We start from the raw sequence: 16,549 nt of genomic DNA on the forward strand, positions 1-16,549 counted from the left end.
GTAACTAAAGCCTGTAAACAGGAATGATTTATTACATTTATACCAAGGTCCAAAATTAGTTATAAACCCAGGTAAAATTGAATTTAGCTAAAAATATTAGAAATACAGCCACGAGAGTATTGCAAAACGAGGCGCAGGCGGTGTTAAAACTTGTTGATTTTTTAGATGGTGATTTTGAAGCCTGTGTAGCGCATATTTTAACTTCCAAAGGTCGTGTTGTGATTACTGGTATCGGGAAAAGCGCAATTATCGCCAATAAGATCGTGGCTACACTCAATTCTACCGGGACACCAGCGCTTTTCATGCATGCGGCAGATGCGATTCATGGTGATCTAGGAATGATCATGGAGGAGGATATTGTCATCTGTATATCAAAAAGTGGTAATACACCCGAGATTAAAGTGCTGGTACCTATGATGAAAAGTCTAGGCTCCAAGCTCGTGGCTCTAGTCAGCAATACTACTAGTTATCTTGCTGAGCAGGCTGATTTTGTCCTGAATGCCACTATAGGGGAGGAAGCCTGTCCAAATAATTTGGCCCCAACTACAAGTACCACTGCCCATCTGGCACTGGGAGATGCTTTGGCAGTATGTCTTCTTGAAGCTAGAGGTTTTACTTCAGCTGATTTTGCGAAGTATCATCCGGGAGGGTCGTTGGGCAAGCAATTATATTTAAGAGTAGGCGATGTGTTGGGAGGGAATGAAATACCTGTTGTTTCTGAAAATGCCGGATTAGCTGAGGTTATTCTGGAAATATCTGGGAAAAGACTAGGAGCGACTTCCGTAATAGATGCTGCGGGGAATCTGAAAGGAATTATCACCGATGGTGATTTACGAAGAATGCTTCAGAAATCCTTAGATATACAATCACTTAGTGCATCGGATATTATGACTGTAAATCCAAAATCAATTTCAACCCAAGAATACGCCATTCGTGCACTGAATATGATGAAAGATCACAATATCACGCAACTTGTAGCGATGAATGGAGAAAAAATCGCAGGTTTTGTTCATATTCATGAATTGATGAAAGAAGGAATCGTTTAATTTTCAGCATGCACAATAAACCTTATATTCTTATTATGGCTGGCGGTATAGGTGCCAGATTTTGGCCCTATAGTCGAAGGAAGCGACCAAAACAATTTTTAGATATTTTAGGTACTGGTCGCACACTTCTGCAGATGACCTACGATCGTTTTACAGAAATCGCAAAACCTGATCAGTTTGTAGTGATTACTTATAGGAAATACTTGGCACTGGTCAAAGAGCAATTGCCAGAACTGAAGGATCATCAAATTCTCACAGAGCCAATGCGCAAAAATACTGCGCCTTGCATCGCCTACGCCACGTATAAGATTTATTCTTTAGATCCTGAAGCTACCATAATAGTCACTCCTGCAGATCAACTGATTTTGAAGGAGAAAAAATTTAATCGAACATTGATAAAGGCTGTGGAAGCTGCCGATGAAGGTAGATTAATCACGCTAGGGATCAAGCCAAATAGGCCAGAAACAGGTTATGGTTATATTCAATACATAGAAAAGCCAGATACACACGTTTTTAGAGTAAAAACCTTTATCGAAAAGCCTAATGCAAAACTGGCCAAAACATTTTTGGAGAGTGGGGATTTTGTCTGGAACTCAGGAATGTTTGTGTGGAAGGCGAAGAGCTTAATTAAGGCATTCGAAAAGCATATGCCGGATTTGGCAGAGGTTTTTGAAGAGGGTAATGGTATCTATGGTACAGACCGTGAGGCAGGATTTGTGGTGACAGCCTACGCTCAACTGAAAAACATTTCTATTGATTATGGGGTCATGGAGAAATCAAGCCAGGTTTATGTAATTCTTGGAGATTTCGGATGGTCTGATTTGGGGTCTTGGCATAGCCTTTATGACTTGAGGGAAAAGGATGAGGATAATAATGTGGTGCAGGCAAATGCTATCCTTTATGATACCAAAAACAGTTTTATCAAGGTAGATGGTGATAAGCTTGTGGTCGTTCAGGGACTTGATAATTATATAGTAAATGAAACTGATAATGTACTGTTAATCTGTAAGCTCGACGCTGAGAAAAAGTTTCGTGAGTTTGTATCAAATGCAAAAAAGAAAGGGGAAGACTTTATCTAAGTTTCCCCCTTATTTATTTTTTTTTCTGTAATTATTTTCGCTGTCGGATAGCTTCGTAAATAGCTACTCCCGCAGATACAGAGACATTCAAACTCTCAATTCTTCCAGCCATTGGGATTTTAACTTTTTCGTCTACGATTCCCATCAGTTCGGTAGAGATACCATCCTCTTCAGATCCTATCACGAGCGCTACAGGCACTGAGAAGTCAACATCGTACATGGTTTTCTCTGTTTTCTCCGTGATTGCTACGAGGACTAAGCCTGATTTCTGAAGATCTCTACAGGTATAGAACAGGTTTCTTACACGCACCACAGGAAGGAAATTCAATGCTCCAACAGAAGTTTTGATTGCGTCAGAGTTGATCTGTGCACTGCCTTTTTCAGGAATTACAATCGCATCCACTCCCGCGCATTCTGCAGTTCTGGCGATAGCACCAAAGTTTCTTACATCAGTTATTCGGTCGAGAATTAAGATTAAAGGAGCTTTACCTACATTGAAGCAGCTCTCGATCACATGATCCAAAGAAGCATATTCTATGGAAGACATCTGAGCAACTACTCCCTGATGATTCTTTCTGGTGATTCTGTTTAGTTTCGCGTCAGGTACCCGGACTACTGGGATTTTTTCTGCTTTACAAAGCTTAAGTAATTCCTTGATCAGATCATTGTTGATTTCCTTTTGAACTAGGACTTTGTCAATGTCTTTGCCAGCATGGATGGATTCCATAACTGCTCGTGTACCAAAAATAAAATCTTTTTCGTGTTCGCCTTTTTCAATCAAAAAGCCATCTTTCCGCTTCTCCATATGGATATGTTTTTGAACCAAACCGGCTGGTAAGCACGGGAGCGGTTCAAGGTGTAATAGTGTGGGCTAAGTATGTTTTTAACCCGCGCAAAGGTAAAGCGAATTCTCGAACTCTCATTAGTTCCTCCATAACTCCACACTTCTCTGTCCAAATAAAAGTTTACTTCCTGTGGAGGACCCATTACGATGTAGATCATCCCCTTGTCTGTTTTCCATCCTTCTTTGAAGTCGGTGAATAAAAGGTTTGCAAATTCCACCTGACGGAAGTATTCACGGATTAGTTCTTTTGCAGTATCAGCGTTTCTGGTCAAACTGATCCAATATGAGTCAAGCGCCTTCTTTTTGTCTTCGGCCTCCAGTAGCATTTCATGCTCTTTTCTAGTAGAAATATAAGTGACCATGTCCACCATTTCGTCCCAATCTTTCACCTTCGGAAAAGCTTCATGAGCCGTTTTTAGCACAAATCCTGCTCCGGCAGTTGTGTCACTTTGGATGAAATAGTAACCGATTTCATCAAAGGACTTTGGGATTAATTCTAGAAAATCGCCTTGATCTATCACTTGTAATTCTTTTGGAACTGACGAAGGTTTGGTTTCCATAGGTGGATAAGGCACTTCCAAGCTGATTGGATAATAAAAGCCATGAAGATTTGGTCCGCCGTAAGACTTGAAAAGTAAAGATTCCCCTACATTCAAATAGTTTTGGTCGAAGCCTACATTATTCGCATAGTATGCTCCGAAGTTGGGCTGATCAAAAACAAATTTGCTTTTGATGTCTATGGAATAAAAATATTCATCACCCTGCCTAGTGTCTAATGCTGTGAAAAAAGCAATAGAAGTTTCTGTGCTCTTGGGGATTTCTATAGTCTTTTCAAACACCCAATGTCTGTCCGTATCATATTTTAGATCATCGGTGGTGAGAATAGACGTATTATCTGAAAGAATCTCTTCATCGTAGCTATTCAAGATGGAATAGGTGAAGCTAAATGAATTATAATCAGGATTTTCTTCGATTTTTTCTACCTGAAGTTGAATTTTATAACTCGTCTCTGAAACTTTAATAGGGATTATTTTCAGCGAAAGTCTAGAGTACCTAGAGTAGCGAAGGGTCTGATTTAGACTGCTTAAGGTTTTCTGAGCAATTGATTGTAAAGTTGTGCCTGCGAAGAGGATTAAAAAAATCAGGAGTCGGCTTGTTTTACAGTTCATTGGGTGTTGATCTCTGGTTTTGAAAATTAACCTTACTTTTGCCAAAATAGTAAATTTTTGTATGGCTACCTATACTACGGAAATCGCCTCTGACAAGTTGGTCAGTGACAATCCTATTCATCAACGCTTACTGAAAGCATACATTGCTGCTCAGCCTTGGATTTCTGGCAAATTGCTGGAAGTAGGCTGTGGTGAGGGCCGTGGAGTCGAGACTCTTTTGCCACTCGCTGACAGCTATCTTGGTCTGGATAAAATCCAAGAAGTAATCGACGAGCTGAAAGTTAAATATCCGAAAGTTGAATTTCAGCAAGCTGTGATTCCTCCTTTCAAGGGGATTGCTGATAATTCTTTCGATACAATTGTGAGTTTTCAAGTGATAGAGCACATTCCTAATGATAGCTTGTTTTTAAAAGAAATCTATCGTGTGCTAAAACCTGGAGGGAAAGCAGTGATCTCTACTCCAAATATCAATCATACACTTTCTCGCAATCCTTGGCATGAACGAGAATATACTCCTCAGCAATTGATTGATTTGTGTTCCTCTATTTTTGACTCAGTGGAGGCAAAAGGTGTAGGCGGAAATGACAAAGTCTGGGCATATCACGAGGCTAACCGCAAGTCGGTTCAGAAAATCATGCGCTTCGATATTTTTGATTTGCAGTACAAACTGCCTGCATCGATCCTGAGAATGCCTTATGAAATTCTCAATCGCAGAAATAGAAATAAATTGCATCAGCAGCAGGGGAATAGCGTAGTCGATATTTCACACGTAGACTATCCACTTGTCGATGACCCAACAAAAGGGCTTGATTTGTTTTATATCCTACGAAAGAAGTAAGATGGACTACTAGGAGTTTTTATTCGAAAAATGCTGCCTTTATCCCAGTGATAATCATATTCGTACCAATGATGGCAATGATCAAACCCATGATTTTGCCGATCACTACGATCAAATTTTTCCCCAATCTTTTTACAATTTTGTCTCCCAGTTCGAAAGCGATGTGCGTCATCAAGCACATCACAGCAAACACCCCGATGACAATGAGGATATTGATATAATTGCCTTGTGAAGCAAAGTTCATAGCGGTCACTATCGTGCCTGGGCCAGCTAGAATCGGGATTGCGAGGGGTGAAATAGCAATGTTTTCTTCGGTCTCAGGATCTTTAATGTGTTTTACGCTGGATTTCTTGGACTGAAGCATCTCAAATCCCACAAAGAAAATCAAAATACCACCTGTGATTTTGAAAGCAGGAATGGTGATTCCGAAGATTTCAAAAATAAATTTTCCCAGTACTACAAATACGACTACAATCACAAATGCTGTAAGCGTAGCTCTTTTACTTATGCTTCTTTTTGTTGCCTTGTCTAGGTCATCTGTTAGCGACGCAAAAATAGGCACATTGGCGATCGGGTTCATAATCGCAAAAAAACCTGTAAAAACCGAGAGGGTAAAGGCAAGAAAGTTTTCCACGGATAGGTGTTGATCTATTTTAAATTTGAAGTTGCGAAGGTATATAAATCTTCTCCCTGCAGGAAATGAACTGAGTTATTATCGATGGCGGTGGAATCCATCAGATTTACGCTTTACGGTGTGAGGTTGACAGCTGTGCTATTTTTGAAGTGTAATTATAATCTTCATAAATCATGAAAACTCTTAACCCAACTCTTTGAACATTATTTTTGGGAACGGCACTCGTTTTTCCTCCTGTAGCTCGGGTCATGTTGACCTTACGGCAGTCATAGGGCTATTATTCTCTGGCTGATTTCTGATGGTAAGACCACAGTTATTTAAGAAGCAAAATCTACTTCAACAACCTATTCTGCCTCAGAACTTATTGGTCTAAAAGCAACCGTCAAAGGATTGGTTCATGTGGCTCGATAAAACACGGAAGTAAAATCATTCGGTCGTAAAATAGTTTAATTCAACAATGAAACTGTTCACACAAAGTTTGTGGAGATAAAATTAGAAATTGACCAATGTCACATGACCGATGTGATTTAACTACTCCTTTTATGAAAGAATAAAAGCCAGTGAGAATATGCTCACTGGCTTTTCAAATGCTATTTTTTCCGAAAAATCCGTTTAAAAGGCTCGGTTGTTTGCCCTATAAAATCTTCAGGATAATTTTCTTTATCAGGCAAGCCTATAGGGAGGTTTTCATCGTCAGAAGGCCAATAGTTAGTACGGAAGAGGAAATCCCATAAACTCAGTGAAATTCCAAAATTAAATCCATAGGGATGGCTAGCTGGCATTTCTTTAGCATGATGCCAAAGGTGCATTTGAGGGCCATTTAAAATGTACTTAAACGGGCCAAGTGGGATATTAAGGTTTGCATGACCAAGTTGTCCGACCATTAATGTGAACATATGCACGATAAAGAAGTCAGTAATCCCAAAGCCAATCATCGCTAGCGGAATGTACTCGAGCGTGCGATATAGAATATTTTCCATCCAATGGTAACGCAGCAAGGCTGCAAAGCCCATCTCACGAGTGCTGTGATGCACTTTGTGAAACTCCCACATCCAACCTACATGATGATACATGCGGTGAATCGCCCATTGCATAAAATCTCGAAGGATAAATATAATGAACAATTGTAACCAGTCAGGTAGCTCATCTACCTTGATCGCTATAGTATTGGTGATGCCAAAAAGTCCAAGGAAGTCATTAAACCCTTCTACTGCCACCATTGACAAAGCATTGTAGGCAACTAAGGCGAATAGAAAGTAATTCCAGAAAATATAGAAGATGTCCAGCCAAAAATGCTCACGTAGAACCGGTTGATTTTTCCTCCATGGAAAAAGAATTTCCAAGCTGAAAATCACCAATGATATCCCCACTAACCAGTAGAAATAATTACCCCAATGCGGATTTAGGATCTCTCCAGTAAAGTAATTCCAGTAGCCATAATAGCCGTCAGCAATTGCTTTAAAATATTTTTCCATGGTGCAAAGATGAGTGGTTTAAAGGTGTGACTATGTGAATTTAGTCACAGAGTGAATATGGATTAACTGCATTTAAGTGACTAGAGTTACGTGACAAATTCTCTTAAAGTCTATGAAATGAATCTGAAACATGTATTTGTTCTATTACTTATTAGTCTACTAGCGTAGAATAGTATGTAGTCCAATTATTTAGAATTGGTGGACAGGTAATAGTGGTAATGAATATATATTAGACAATGAAGTAAGCCGAACTAATTTTCTCACTCAACCTTTTTCCAGTTTTGCAGTCGGCCTAAATAAAGGTAAGACTCTACAAATTTCCTATGTTCTGGACTAGTCATTTTCTCCACTAGTTCCAAGGCCGAAATGTAACTAGCTAAGTTACCATTGGATGATAAATACTTGCCGTCTTCCATGTAGGTGACTTTGTTCTCATCCTGTACCAGAAGTTTCGGGTAATCTTTTTGAAGCTGTTCACCCCCTCCTATCCAAGTAACGATTTTTTTACCATCAGCTATACCTGATTCGCCGATTAGCTGAGCACCAGCGCAGTTGCTTACGGTGTATTCTGTTTCCTTGTCTTTTTCACGGATGAAAGTCACGATATTCTCATTGTGAACTTGCGCATACATATCATAAGCGCTTGGCACAAAAAGCACATCGAGCTTTGGACAGTTTTTGAATGTATAGTCACCAATTATAGTAAGTCCCTCTTCGGTAATTATTGAAGCATTGGTTTCTGTGATGGTGATGACGTTGAAAAGTTGTTCGCCACCTTCTGTAGCCTTGGTAAACACATCAGCCGCAGCGGTTACCTCCGTTGTCAGTACACCATTATACATCAGCAATCCTATCGTAGGCAAATCTTCACGGAAGGGCTTCAAATGCTTGGTCAGCGTGTCACTTTGGGTGTTTGTACGATAAGTTGGATTTGCATCTGCATCTGTCGCATTCTCTTTGGGTGTGCAACTGAATAGACTGATAGCTGAGAAAAATAGCAGGTAGGTTAAAAGCTTCATGAGTAAGTGAGTTGAAGATTATAATTCTATGGATTCAAAATTAGGCTTAACTTCAAATCACTAACCCGAATGAAAAATATTTAGTTTACCAAGAATAAAAAAAAGAGTGTAACATCTGCCACACTCTTTCTTGATTTTTAAACGTCTTTGGATTGATCCACACGGAAAGAAACCTTGCAGACACAGCCGTAACTCGTGACTTTACCATCTTTTACGTGAGCTTTGATATCCTTTATATAGACAGAGTCTATGTTGTGGACAGTTTTGGATACTTCGTTAACTGCATTTTGGATCGCGTCTTCTATGCTGTTTTCCGAGGAAGAAATTACCTCTAATACTTTTACTATTCCCATGGTTTTAGTGGTTTTAATGAAAATTAGGGTTAAGTCTAATCTTATACAATCACTATGCTAAGGGAAGGTTTTTGCGAAAATTGGTGTAAAATCTGAAGGTTTAATAGAGTAATTTCAGTGGAAAACTTACTTAAGGCGCCTTTCTATCGATTAAGCTGGTTGAAAGGATCAGTATGTCTTTTACTGGTTTGTCACGATTCCCAGTCTCTGCTGCAGCAATTTTATCCACGATATCCATCCCTGACACCACTTCTCCAAAAACAGTGTAATTCTGGTCTAAATGTGCAGCTCCGCCCACCGTCTTATAGGTTTCACGATGTGCTTCTGGATAACTAAAAAGAGACATGTTTTTCAGTTGGATTTCAGCTAAGGAGTCTAACTCGCTCTTTAACTGTCTAATGGCTTCCTCGTCGCTTGGCTTACGCTTTTTTGCCAATTCCTGATAATTATTAAAAGTTGTTTCGTTAGCGGGATCATTGATGACATGGTTATAAGCAATCGATTTATTTATCCTTTTTTCTGCAAGGTTTAATGTGCTGTCTGTATAGGTTCGGCCCTGAACGATGTAGAATTGTATGAAACTGCCCTGCTGCTTTGGATTTACATCATCACCTTCTCTGGCTGCTCCGAGGGCACCTCTTTTATGGAAATAAGAAGTAGTGAATTCTGCTGGGATTAGATCATTAAACTCATGCAAATCCTTATTTTTTTTAAACGCTGCTTCATTCACACGTTCACCTGCCTGAATCATAAATTTCTCAATCACCCGATGAAATTGTATGCTATCATACATTCCTGTTTTGACCAACCTGAGGAAATTATTGCGACTTAGGGGAGTGTCATCATACAAACGAAGTACAATGGTTCCTTCTGTTGTAACTAGCTCAATGTCCTTCTTGAAATCTTTTTTACTAATTTTTGATTTGGTCATGGAATGACAGCCAGCAAGTAATAGGAGTAAGGTGATTGCAAGTAGATTTATCTTCATAAGTTATTATTTGCGAGGAAATTACTGAATTATGAGGATTGAGAAAAGTTTTTCAATTACATAGGCGTGATGTTTCCTAGAGGGCGCTACATTCATTGTACTAACAGTAGAAATGAGGCTAATGACAGTTTTAATCTTATTAAAAGTCAATTTCAATCAAGATCATAGTTTTTTAGGATTAGATCTTCTTTAGCAAATTTGTACCATCTGACATCTGGACCCAACTTTTTTCTCCCCGCACTTTTTCCTAAATTCCTGTACTCCTATATAAATGCCATGACCTTAAAATATTTCCGCGACTACTGCCTTTCCAAGCCTGGGGCTACAGAAGATACCCCCTTTGATCAAGATACACTTTGTATGCGTGTAGGGAATAAGATTTTTTCAATTTTCTCCATTTCTGAGTTTCAATATGTAAATCTGAAATGTGATCCCGAGCGAGCTGTGGAGTTGCGCGAGCAGTATGATGGCATTACTCCTGGTTATCATATGCATAAAAAGCAATGGAATTCGGTAAGTATGACCGGGAATGTTCCCGATCGATTGATTTTGGAATTGGCGGATCATTCTTACGCCCTTATATTTGACAGCTTGACCAAAAAACTACAAGCTGAAATCCGCCTATGAGTTATTTTTCCATTACCGATGTTTCCAAATCTTACGATGATCAACCCGCTTTACATCCCTTTTCACTGGAAATGGAGAAGGGTAAATTCCTTGCAATAGTAGGAGAAAGCGGTTCAGGGAAAAGCACCTTGCTGAAAATAATGGCTGGACTCGAGGTTCAGGATTCAGGCGAAGTTTTCTTGGAAAGTTTACCCATTCTCAATCCAAATCAGAAGATAGTTTCTGGCTACGATGAGATACGGCTAATTCATCAGAATTTTCACTTGTATCCAAATTCTACCGTGGAGGAAAATATCTCCAGGCAACTTCTTCATTATGAAAAGGAGTACGCTAAAAGTAGGGTGGAGAATTTGCTGAAACTTCTGGGTCTTACCGACTTCCGCGATCGCTTTCCTCGCCAGTTATCTGGAGGACAAAAGCAAAAAGTAGCCATAGGTAAAGCAATGGCAGTAGAGCCGGATATTCTCTTGCTTGATGAGCCATTTTCATCTCTAGATACGATTCAGACGCATCGGTTGATTTCTGAGTTGAAAGAGATTTTCTCTGAGCTGGGAACCACCGTTATTTTCGTGACACATGATTTGGATGACGCACTTAGATTGACAGACAATCTGATCATCTTGCAGAAAGGGAAAGTAGCTCAAACTGGTACTTCTCAACAGCTCTGTGAGAAACCAAAAACCAAATATGTTGCTCAGCTTTTTAGCCCAATAAATAAGCTTCCAAACACAAAAAACAGCTATATAAGACCTGCGGATGTGAAGTTGCGTACCAAAGGAGGAATACTTGCTCATGTCACTGACTTACGCTTTTTGGTACACTACAATTCTCTTCAAGTGAAACTAAGAGATACTGAGCTTACTTGGGAAGTGGATGATACTCAGCGAAAATACAATCTAGGTGATCGAGTCTATCTGAGTTGGGATGAGAAAAAATTGATGAGCCTTTGATCCCTTAGCTTTTTTTCAATGAACCAAAAAAGAAATATACCACTCACCATCCTCTACGAAACTAAACTTGCCCTAAATCAAGCGGTACTTTGGTTGTGGATCAAACTTGGCTGGGTCAAATCTATCATGATCGTTCCCTATGCAGGTTTTGGGAATGAGAAAGAAATTCTTCTTGTCGGGAGAGTAATTCGTGATAATAGAATCGGAGATTCAACACCCGAGGACAGTGTGTGGCAGAATATTGGTAAAATGCGCAGGAGATTCATGAGCGTGGTGATACCAGGGGTAAATGTGAAAGCCGAATTTCAGGGGGAGGAATACCTAGTTCAAACTGATGAGGAAGGTTATTTTGAGTTTAAAATACATCCTAAAAAGGAGATAGAATTCCCTTCTCGCTGGCAACAGATAGAGCTGACTTTGGTAGATCAGGTAATTCGAAAACAAGGTGAAGTCAGCGCTTATGCTGATGTATTTTTACCGGTAGGAAATATAGATTATGGTATTATTTCCGATGTGGATGATACAATCATTCCAACTGGAGCAATGCGGATGACGGAGATGTTGAAGACTACTTTTGCCAAAAATGCATATACTCGAGTACCATTTCCTGGAGTCTCTGCATTTTATAAAGCGCTCCAAAAAGGCAGTGATGGCATCGAGAGTAATCCATTTTTTTACGTATCCAGCAGTCCTTGGAATTTGTATGACTTCCTCCACGAGCTTCTTCAGATTCATCATATTCCTAATGGCCCATTGATGCTTCGTGATATTGGACTGTCTAGAACTGAGCTGATATCTGGAGATCATTCTGAGCATAAATTGACACAAATCAGACAGATTCTCTCCACCTATTCTCAGCTTCCTTTCATGCTTTTCGGTGACAGCGGGCAGGAGGACCCTACGATCTATCTTCAGGTAGTACGTGAGTTTCCGGGGCGAATTCTAATGATTTTTATCCGTGATGTGCATTCTTCCCGGCATGATATGGTAGAGAAAATTAGGGTAGAGTTAGCAGAGCATGGAGTGGAAATGCTTTTAGTGAAAAATACCTTAGAAGCTTCTCAATATGCGCTTGATAAGGGTTGGGTACTAGAAGAGGATTTGGCGGAAATAGCGAAGGATAAAGTAAAAGATGAGGTTGAGAATGCGCAAGTCTAACGTTTACTTTTCCAAAGAAAGTATATAAGATACCATCGCTTTTGCATCCTCTTCTTTCAGTTCTGGATGGGGTGACATGATCGGACTACCCCAAGATCCTGTGCCTCCTGAGATTACTTTCCGCGTCAATAAATCAATATAAGCTTGAGTATTCGGGTATCTCTTTGCGATGTTTTGGAAGGCCGGGCCTTTAGCTCTTTTATCCTCTTTGTGACATTCTGCACAGTCAGAATAGGATATCAAAACTTCACCTCTCGTGATTTCTTCAAGATTTAAATCCTCATCCTCGCCTTCAATAGCGCGAATGTATTCTCGCTCTTTGGCTTCGGAAGTATTAATGTTCTCCTGCACCGGCTTCTGTGTGCAGGCAGCAAATGCTAGTAATATGAAGACAAGATTTCTATTCAAATCGGAAAGGATTAAAAATTGAACAAAAAATAAAGAGGTAAGAAGTCAAACTTTTAACTTCTTACCTCTTACACTAGTTACTTTTTACAAATTATTCCTCATCATGTGCTCCATGAGCGCCATGTACGTGTCCATGAGCTAATTCGTCTTCGGTAGCTTCTCTTACTTCTTCGATGTTTCCTTCAAAATGTAAATCAAATCCAACCAATGGATGGTTGAAATCAAGAAGAACATCTTCACCCATATCCTTTAAAATTTTTGCCTGCATTGGGTAGCCATCCTCGTCCATTAGAGGCAGAAAGTTTCCTTCTTCGAGCATTTCAGGATTAAAGCCATTTTCTCCCGAAAATTGCGATTTGGGTAAAGTTACAATCAGATCCTCATCAATCTCTCCGTAAGCTTCAGCTACTGGAACAATGAAAGAAAAGTCTTCCCCTCGTTCTTTACCTATAAGTAACTCCTCGAATTTTGCTGGTAAATCACTAGCTCCAAAAAGAAAGTAAAAAGGGTCTTCTGTATCACGAACTTCCACACTAAAGGGTGCTGACTCGATCTCGTCAGCTTCTTTACTTACTTTGAGTTCGTAGGTGAGTCCGACAACTGTGTTTTCTGCTATTTTCATAATCATTATTATTTCTATTTTTCGACGATTAAAAGAGACTTCAATATTTTCAAGTAGATTTTATTGAAGCTTTAGGCTAAATCGAGCATCAGACATTGGTCAGCTGACAATAACACCCACACCTGCTTTACTTAATAATTCCGTGTTTTAATCGGATGCTTACACGCTCTTTTAAAACTTCCCATTTACTTCTTGGAGTAGATTTAAATAGCGGTTTGGTAGCTCTAAACACAAAATATTGATAATCCTTCTCTTCGTAAAAGATCGGATAGGTTTCCATTTTTTCTAAGTAAAAACCATTAGAAGTGATGCTTTTTATCAGATCACCAGAGTCTAAGGGCTGGTCAATAACCTGTAATTTTTGTGGTTCATTTTCTATCATCCACTGCAAGTATCTAGGTGCTGGGATGTGGATGAAAATCACAGAATCTTGGTGAGCGTGCTTATAGATGTTCTGGAAAAGGAGGTTGTGCTGATCAACAGGAATGTGTTCCAATACGTCTGGAAAAACAAAGAAATCAAAAGTCTTTCCTTTTTTATCAAAGTCAGACATATCCGAAACTTCAAATTTCAGATTGGATTGCTCTTTCCAAAGCAGTTTAGCTTTCGCTATGCTTTCTGGAGAAATATCCACCGCTAACACTTCTCCTGACCGCACTTGATTGGCAAGTAAATGACTAACTGTACCGATCCCGCATCCTACCTCCAGAATACTATGATTGGCAGTAAGGCCAGCAGCTTTGACCTTGTCCAGGATATTTAAGTGACGGGAGTTGATCCCTGTCTTTTCCTGTTTTTCAGCAAACTGATCATAAAAACTAACGACTTTATCTTTATCCTCTTTCATTCTTTTCTTTGATCGTGAAAAACACACCTGCAATCAATGACAATACAATAAGATATTGAAAAATGATCATGGGTGTTTTGGTGGCTGTGTAGCTTTTTGGTTCAAACTTGAAAACAATCTCATGAGTTCCTGCTGGGATTATCAAGCCACGAAGTAGGTAATTCGTACGTAAAATATCAGTTTCTCTGCCATCGATCGTAGCGGTCCAACCTTCAGGATAGTAGATTTCTGAGAAGACAGCAAGGCCTTCTTGAGTAATCTCTGCCTGATACTTCAATTCATTAGGCGCATAGGAAGTATGAAAAATTTGTCCCGTCCCAGCTGTGATCACACCATACTCTGATGTATTTACAGTAGCCTGAGCTTTGGTGTCAATTCTTCCCAATTCATCCATTTCTTGCTGATTGGTCTCCACAGATACCACTTGCGAAGGGATCCAAGCTGGGCCATTAGCTTCAGGGTTTTCAAATACTGAATTGGCGGCAGTTCCTGCGATGACGTACTTCGTATTCATCATGTTGATTGTCTGAATCCCTGCAAAATCAAAATTGCCTTCCTGAGCTTTTTTTACAAAATCATTCAGCTCAAAGTTTAATCTGTTATCCAGTAAATCCTGATATCTACGCATTTTGGCACCATGATATCCGCCAAGACTGTGAAATCTGTAAGGTGACTTACCCGTGGAGGTTAGTCCTTCTGTGAGGTCTAATACTCTGAAATAATCTGAATCTTTGGCGATTTCTTGATCGGCCGGAGTTTCTGCGAAATAAGCTGTGGTAGGGTTAGCTTGAAATGATGTATCGTTTAAGTATTGCTTATTGACTGTCCAGAGATCTATGGTGACTAAGGCAAAAATCCCAAGGCCCAAGATTAGGTCAGAGATTTTGTTTTTCAGGGCGAAGTAAATTAAGGCAAAAGTAGCTGCAATCAAGCCTAGACTTCTCCAAGCACTAGCAGAAAGCATTGCCTTGCGATCTTCTCGAATTGCACCCATCAACCAGTCTGGCAAGCCAGCATCAGCGGCTCCTTCAAATCTGAAGACTCCAGCGCCAACGGCAAGTAATAACAATAATCCACCTATGGACGCTCCAGCGATGTAAAGCGGTTTGAAATCTTTGCTTCGGTATATTCTTTCCAGAGAAATAGCAGCTAAAGCTGGGATGGCAAATAGAGTCATTCCTAGCGCCATGGAAACTGCTCGGAATTTATTGTAACCCGGTAGAATATCGAAAAGCAGGTAATTAAACCAGCTTAAGTTTTTTCCCCAAGAAAGTAAAATTGAAAGAATTATGATCGCCCCAAAGGTGTATAGACTCTCTTTTGGCGCAGCCCAAATCCCAATGAAAGCAAGGAATACCAAGATTACTCCTCCATAAATTGGCCCGCCTGTAAAAGGCTGATCTCCCCAGTAAGTCGGAGCGCCTCGTAGAAATCCGCTGATTTGAGCAGGGTCAAGTCCATTACTTCGCAACGCCTTTTCGGATGCAGTGTTTTCTCCTAATGGAGTACTACTTCCACCGCCATAGAAATTTGGAACTAATAAGGTCAAGGTTTCCAGCTTGCCATTTGACCAGGAAAACGCATAATCCTTGTCAAGACCTGCTGATGCAGATTCTAGCGTTGCCTCACCTCTGGTGGAATAAGGAGCATATTCGAGTGCAGTTGCTAAACGCCCGATATTCCCCCCAACGGCCAAAGCTGCTCCTAAAGCTAGAAATGCTATAACTTTCCCTAACTGAGCAATACCTTTTCTTTTCCAGTCATAGATAAGTCTTACAATCACATAAATCACCGAAATGATCAAGGTGTAGTAGGTGATCTGCACGTGGTTAAACTTTAACTGAAGCAGAAGCCCGAGGGCTAAAATAGCCGCGCCGAGAATTAATTTGTTTTTGAAAGCCAAGTGAATTCCGAGAAGTATCAATGGCATCAAGCTGATCGCCCAGATCTTCGCATTGTGACCTGCTGCCAAGCTCAGTAGGTTATAAGAACTCAGCGCAAAAGCAACGCTGGCGATGATGGCGAAAGCTGGCCTGACTCCGAAAGTCAGCATCAACACATACATGGCGACCATCCCTAGAAAAAGGCTATTTACAGGGTGTGGAAGTCCTAGCGTGATAACAGAAACCAATGCATTTGTAATGTCACCTGCAAATTCCAAGCTGACAAAGTAGGCTGGCATACCACCGAAAACGCTGTTAGTCCAAAGTGCTTCTTCGCCAGTCGCTTCCCGGAAATCCAATGCTTCTTTGGCGGATCCTTCCCATTTTAGAATATCTCCTTGCATGATTACTTGATCCTGAAGTACTACAGGAGCGAAGTAAACGACTACAATAGCATAGAAAATTGCGATTCCCACCAAATGGGGAAGTACGTCTTTTTTAAAATTCAACTGCATGAAAAGTATTTTACTTTGGATAATGGATGCGGGCGCAAATTAGGTATTTATAGGCAAACCTCATCTACAAAAATAGGCAGGCTCTGGCTGGAAT

General features: G+C 40.1%; 17 protein-coding genes. 6 read left to right on the forward strand and 11 right to left on the reverse strand.

Annotation, left to right across the window (positions count from 1 at the left end):
- Window positions 1-77: 77 nt before the first annotated feature.
- Window positions 78-1,046 carry a KpsF/GutQ family sugar-phosphate isomerase gene (locus tag BVH02_RS06495; RefSeq protein ID WP_086500378.1) on the forward strand — a complete coding sequence of 323 codons (969 nt, stop codon included), beginning with the start codon at window positions 78-80 and terminating at the stop codon, window positions 1,044-1,046.
- An 8-nt stretch (window positions 1,047-1,054) separates the two neighbouring features.
- Complete coding sequence (locus BVH02_RS06500) at window positions 1,055-2,125, forward strand: mannose-1-phosphate guanylyltransferase (protein ID WP_086500380.1); 1,071 nt, start codon at window positions 1,055-1,057, stop codon at window positions 2,123-2,125.
- Window positions 2,126-2,156: 31 nt separating this feature from the next.
- Here BVH02_RS06500 and rlmB read toward each other — a convergent pair whose 3' ends face one another.
- Both rlmB and BVH02_RS06510 read right to left on the reverse strand, forming a co-directional pair.
- On the reverse strand, window positions 2,157-2,930 hold the full coding sequence (gene rlmB / locus BVH02_RS06505) for a 23S rRNA (guanosine(2251)-2'-O)-methyltransferase RlmB (protein WP_086500383.1): 774 nt from the start codon (window positions 2,928-2,930) through the stop codon (window positions 2,157-2,159).
- The gene (locus tag BVH02_RS06510; protein WP_086500385.1) at window positions 2,903-4,138 is read right to left on the reverse strand and encodes a GWxTD domain-containing protein; all 1,236 of its coding nucleotides are present in this window, start codon (window positions 4,136-4,138) and stop codon (window positions 2,903-2,905) included. Before BVH02_RS06510 ends, rlmB begins: the two co-directional genes overlap by 28 nt.
- A gap of 61 nt (window positions 4,139-4,199) precedes the next feature.
- Here BVH02_RS06510 and BVH02_RS06515 point away from each other — a divergent pair, with 61 nt between their 5' ends.
- Window positions 4,200-4,976: a class I SAM-dependent methyltransferase gene (locus tag BVH02_RS06515; RefSeq protein ID WP_086500387.1), complete on the forward strand. Its 777-nt coding sequence runs from the start codon at window positions 4,200-4,202 to the stop codon at window positions 4,974-4,976.
- A 19-nt stretch (window positions 4,977-4,995) separates the two neighbouring features.
- Here the strand turns inward: BVH02_RS06515 and BVH02_RS06520 are convergent, their stop codons facing one another.
- From BVH02_RS06520 to BVH02_RS06540, 5 genes are all read right to left on the reverse strand, one after another.
- Window positions 4,996-5,610 carry a MarC family protein gene (locus BVH02_RS06520; RefSeq protein WP_086500389.1) on the reverse strand — a complete coding sequence of 205 codons (615 nt, stop codon included), beginning with the start codon at window positions 5,608-5,610 and terminating at the stop codon, window positions 4,996-4,998.
- A 590-nt stretch (window positions 5,611-6,200) separates the two neighbouring features.
- On the reverse strand, window positions 6,201-7,085 hold the full coding sequence (locus tag BVH02_RS06525) for a sterol desaturase family protein (RefSeq protein ID WP_086500392.1): 885 nt from the start codon (window positions 7,083-7,085) through the stop codon (window positions 6,201-6,203).
- Window positions 7,086-7,345: 260 nt separating this feature from the next.
- Window positions 7,346-8,104, reverse strand: coding sequence for a DJ-1/PfpI family protein (locus tag BVH02_RS06530; protein WP_086500395.1), 759 nt, complete (start codon window positions 8,102-8,104; stop codon window positions 7,346-7,348).
- Window positions 8,105-8,241: 137 nt separating this feature from the next.
- Complete coding sequence (locus tag BVH02_RS06535; protein ID WP_086500398.1) at window positions 8,242-8,457, reverse strand: dodecin family protein; 216 nt, start codon at window positions 8,455-8,457, stop codon at window positions 8,242-8,244.
- A 130-nt stretch (window positions 8,458-8,587) separates the two neighbouring features.
- A complete protein-coding gene (locus BVH02_RS06540) occupies window positions 8,588-9,445 on the reverse strand; it encodes a peptidylprolyl isomerase (RefSeq protein WP_086500400.1) in 858 nt (285 codons plus the stop codon).
- Window positions 9,446-9,721: 276 nt separating this feature from the next.
- Here BVH02_RS06540 and BVH02_RS06545 point away from each other — a divergent pair, with 276 nt between their 5' ends.
- The 3 genes from BVH02_RS06545 to BVH02_RS06555 are packed head-to-tail and all read left to right on the forward strand — an operon-like array spanning window position 9,722 to window position 12,180.
- Window positions 9,722-10,072 (forward strand): MmcQ/YjbR family DNA-binding protein, encoded by a 351-nt coding sequence (locus tag BVH02_RS06545; RefSeq protein WP_086500402.1) that lies wholly within the window; start codon window positions 9,722-9,724, stop codon window positions 10,070-10,072.
- A complete protein-coding gene (locus tag BVH02_RS06550; protein ID WP_086500404.1) occupies window positions 10,069-11,022 on the forward strand; it encodes an ABC transporter ATP-binding protein in 954 nt (317 codons plus the stop codon). The genes BVH02_RS06545 and BVH02_RS06550 overlap by 4 nt, the downstream gene beginning before the upstream one ends.
- An 18-nt stretch (window positions 11,023-11,040) precedes the next feature.
- Complete coding sequence (locus BVH02_RS06555) at window positions 11,041-12,180, forward strand: App1 family protein (RefSeq protein ID WP_086500407.1); 1,140 nt, start codon at window positions 11,041-11,043, stop codon at window positions 12,178-12,180.
- A 3-nt stretch (window positions 12,181-12,183) separates the two neighbouring features.
- On the opposite strand, the gene BVH02_RS06560 is transcribed toward BVH02_RS06555, so the two are convergent.
- From BVH02_RS06560 to BVH02_RS06575, 4 genes are all read right to left on the reverse strand, one after another.
- The gene (locus BVH02_RS06560) at window positions 12,184-12,588 is read right to left on the reverse strand and encodes a c-type cytochrome (protein ID WP_223271821.1); all 405 of its coding nucleotides are present in this window, start codon (window positions 12,586-12,588) and stop codon (window positions 12,184-12,186) included.
- Window positions 12,589-12,679: 91 nt separating this feature from the next.
- Entirely contained in the window at window positions 12,680-13,210 is a 531-nt protein-coding gene (locus BVH02_RS06565; RefSeq protein WP_086500677.1) for an FKBP-type peptidyl-prolyl cis-trans isomerase, read from the reverse strand.
- Window positions 13,211-13,337: 127 nt separating this feature from the next.
- Entirely contained in the window at window positions 13,338-14,057 is a 720-nt protein-coding gene (locus tag BVH02_RS06570) for a class I SAM-dependent methyltransferase (protein WP_086500409.1), read from the reverse strand.
- Complete coding sequence (locus BVH02_RS06575; RefSeq protein WP_086500411.1) at window positions 14,044-16,455, reverse strand: YfhO family protein; 2,412 nt, start codon at window positions 16,453-16,455, stop codon at window positions 14,044-14,046. Before BVH02_RS06575 ends, BVH02_RS06570 begins: the two co-directional genes overlap by 14 nt.
- Window positions 16,456-16,549: the final 94 nt, after the last annotated feature.

This window comes from Algoriphagus ratkowskyi (assembly GCF_002150505.1).
Lineage (GTDB): Bacteria > Bacteroidota > Bacteroidia > Cytophagales > Cyclobacteriaceae > Algoriphagus > Algoriphagus ratkowskyi.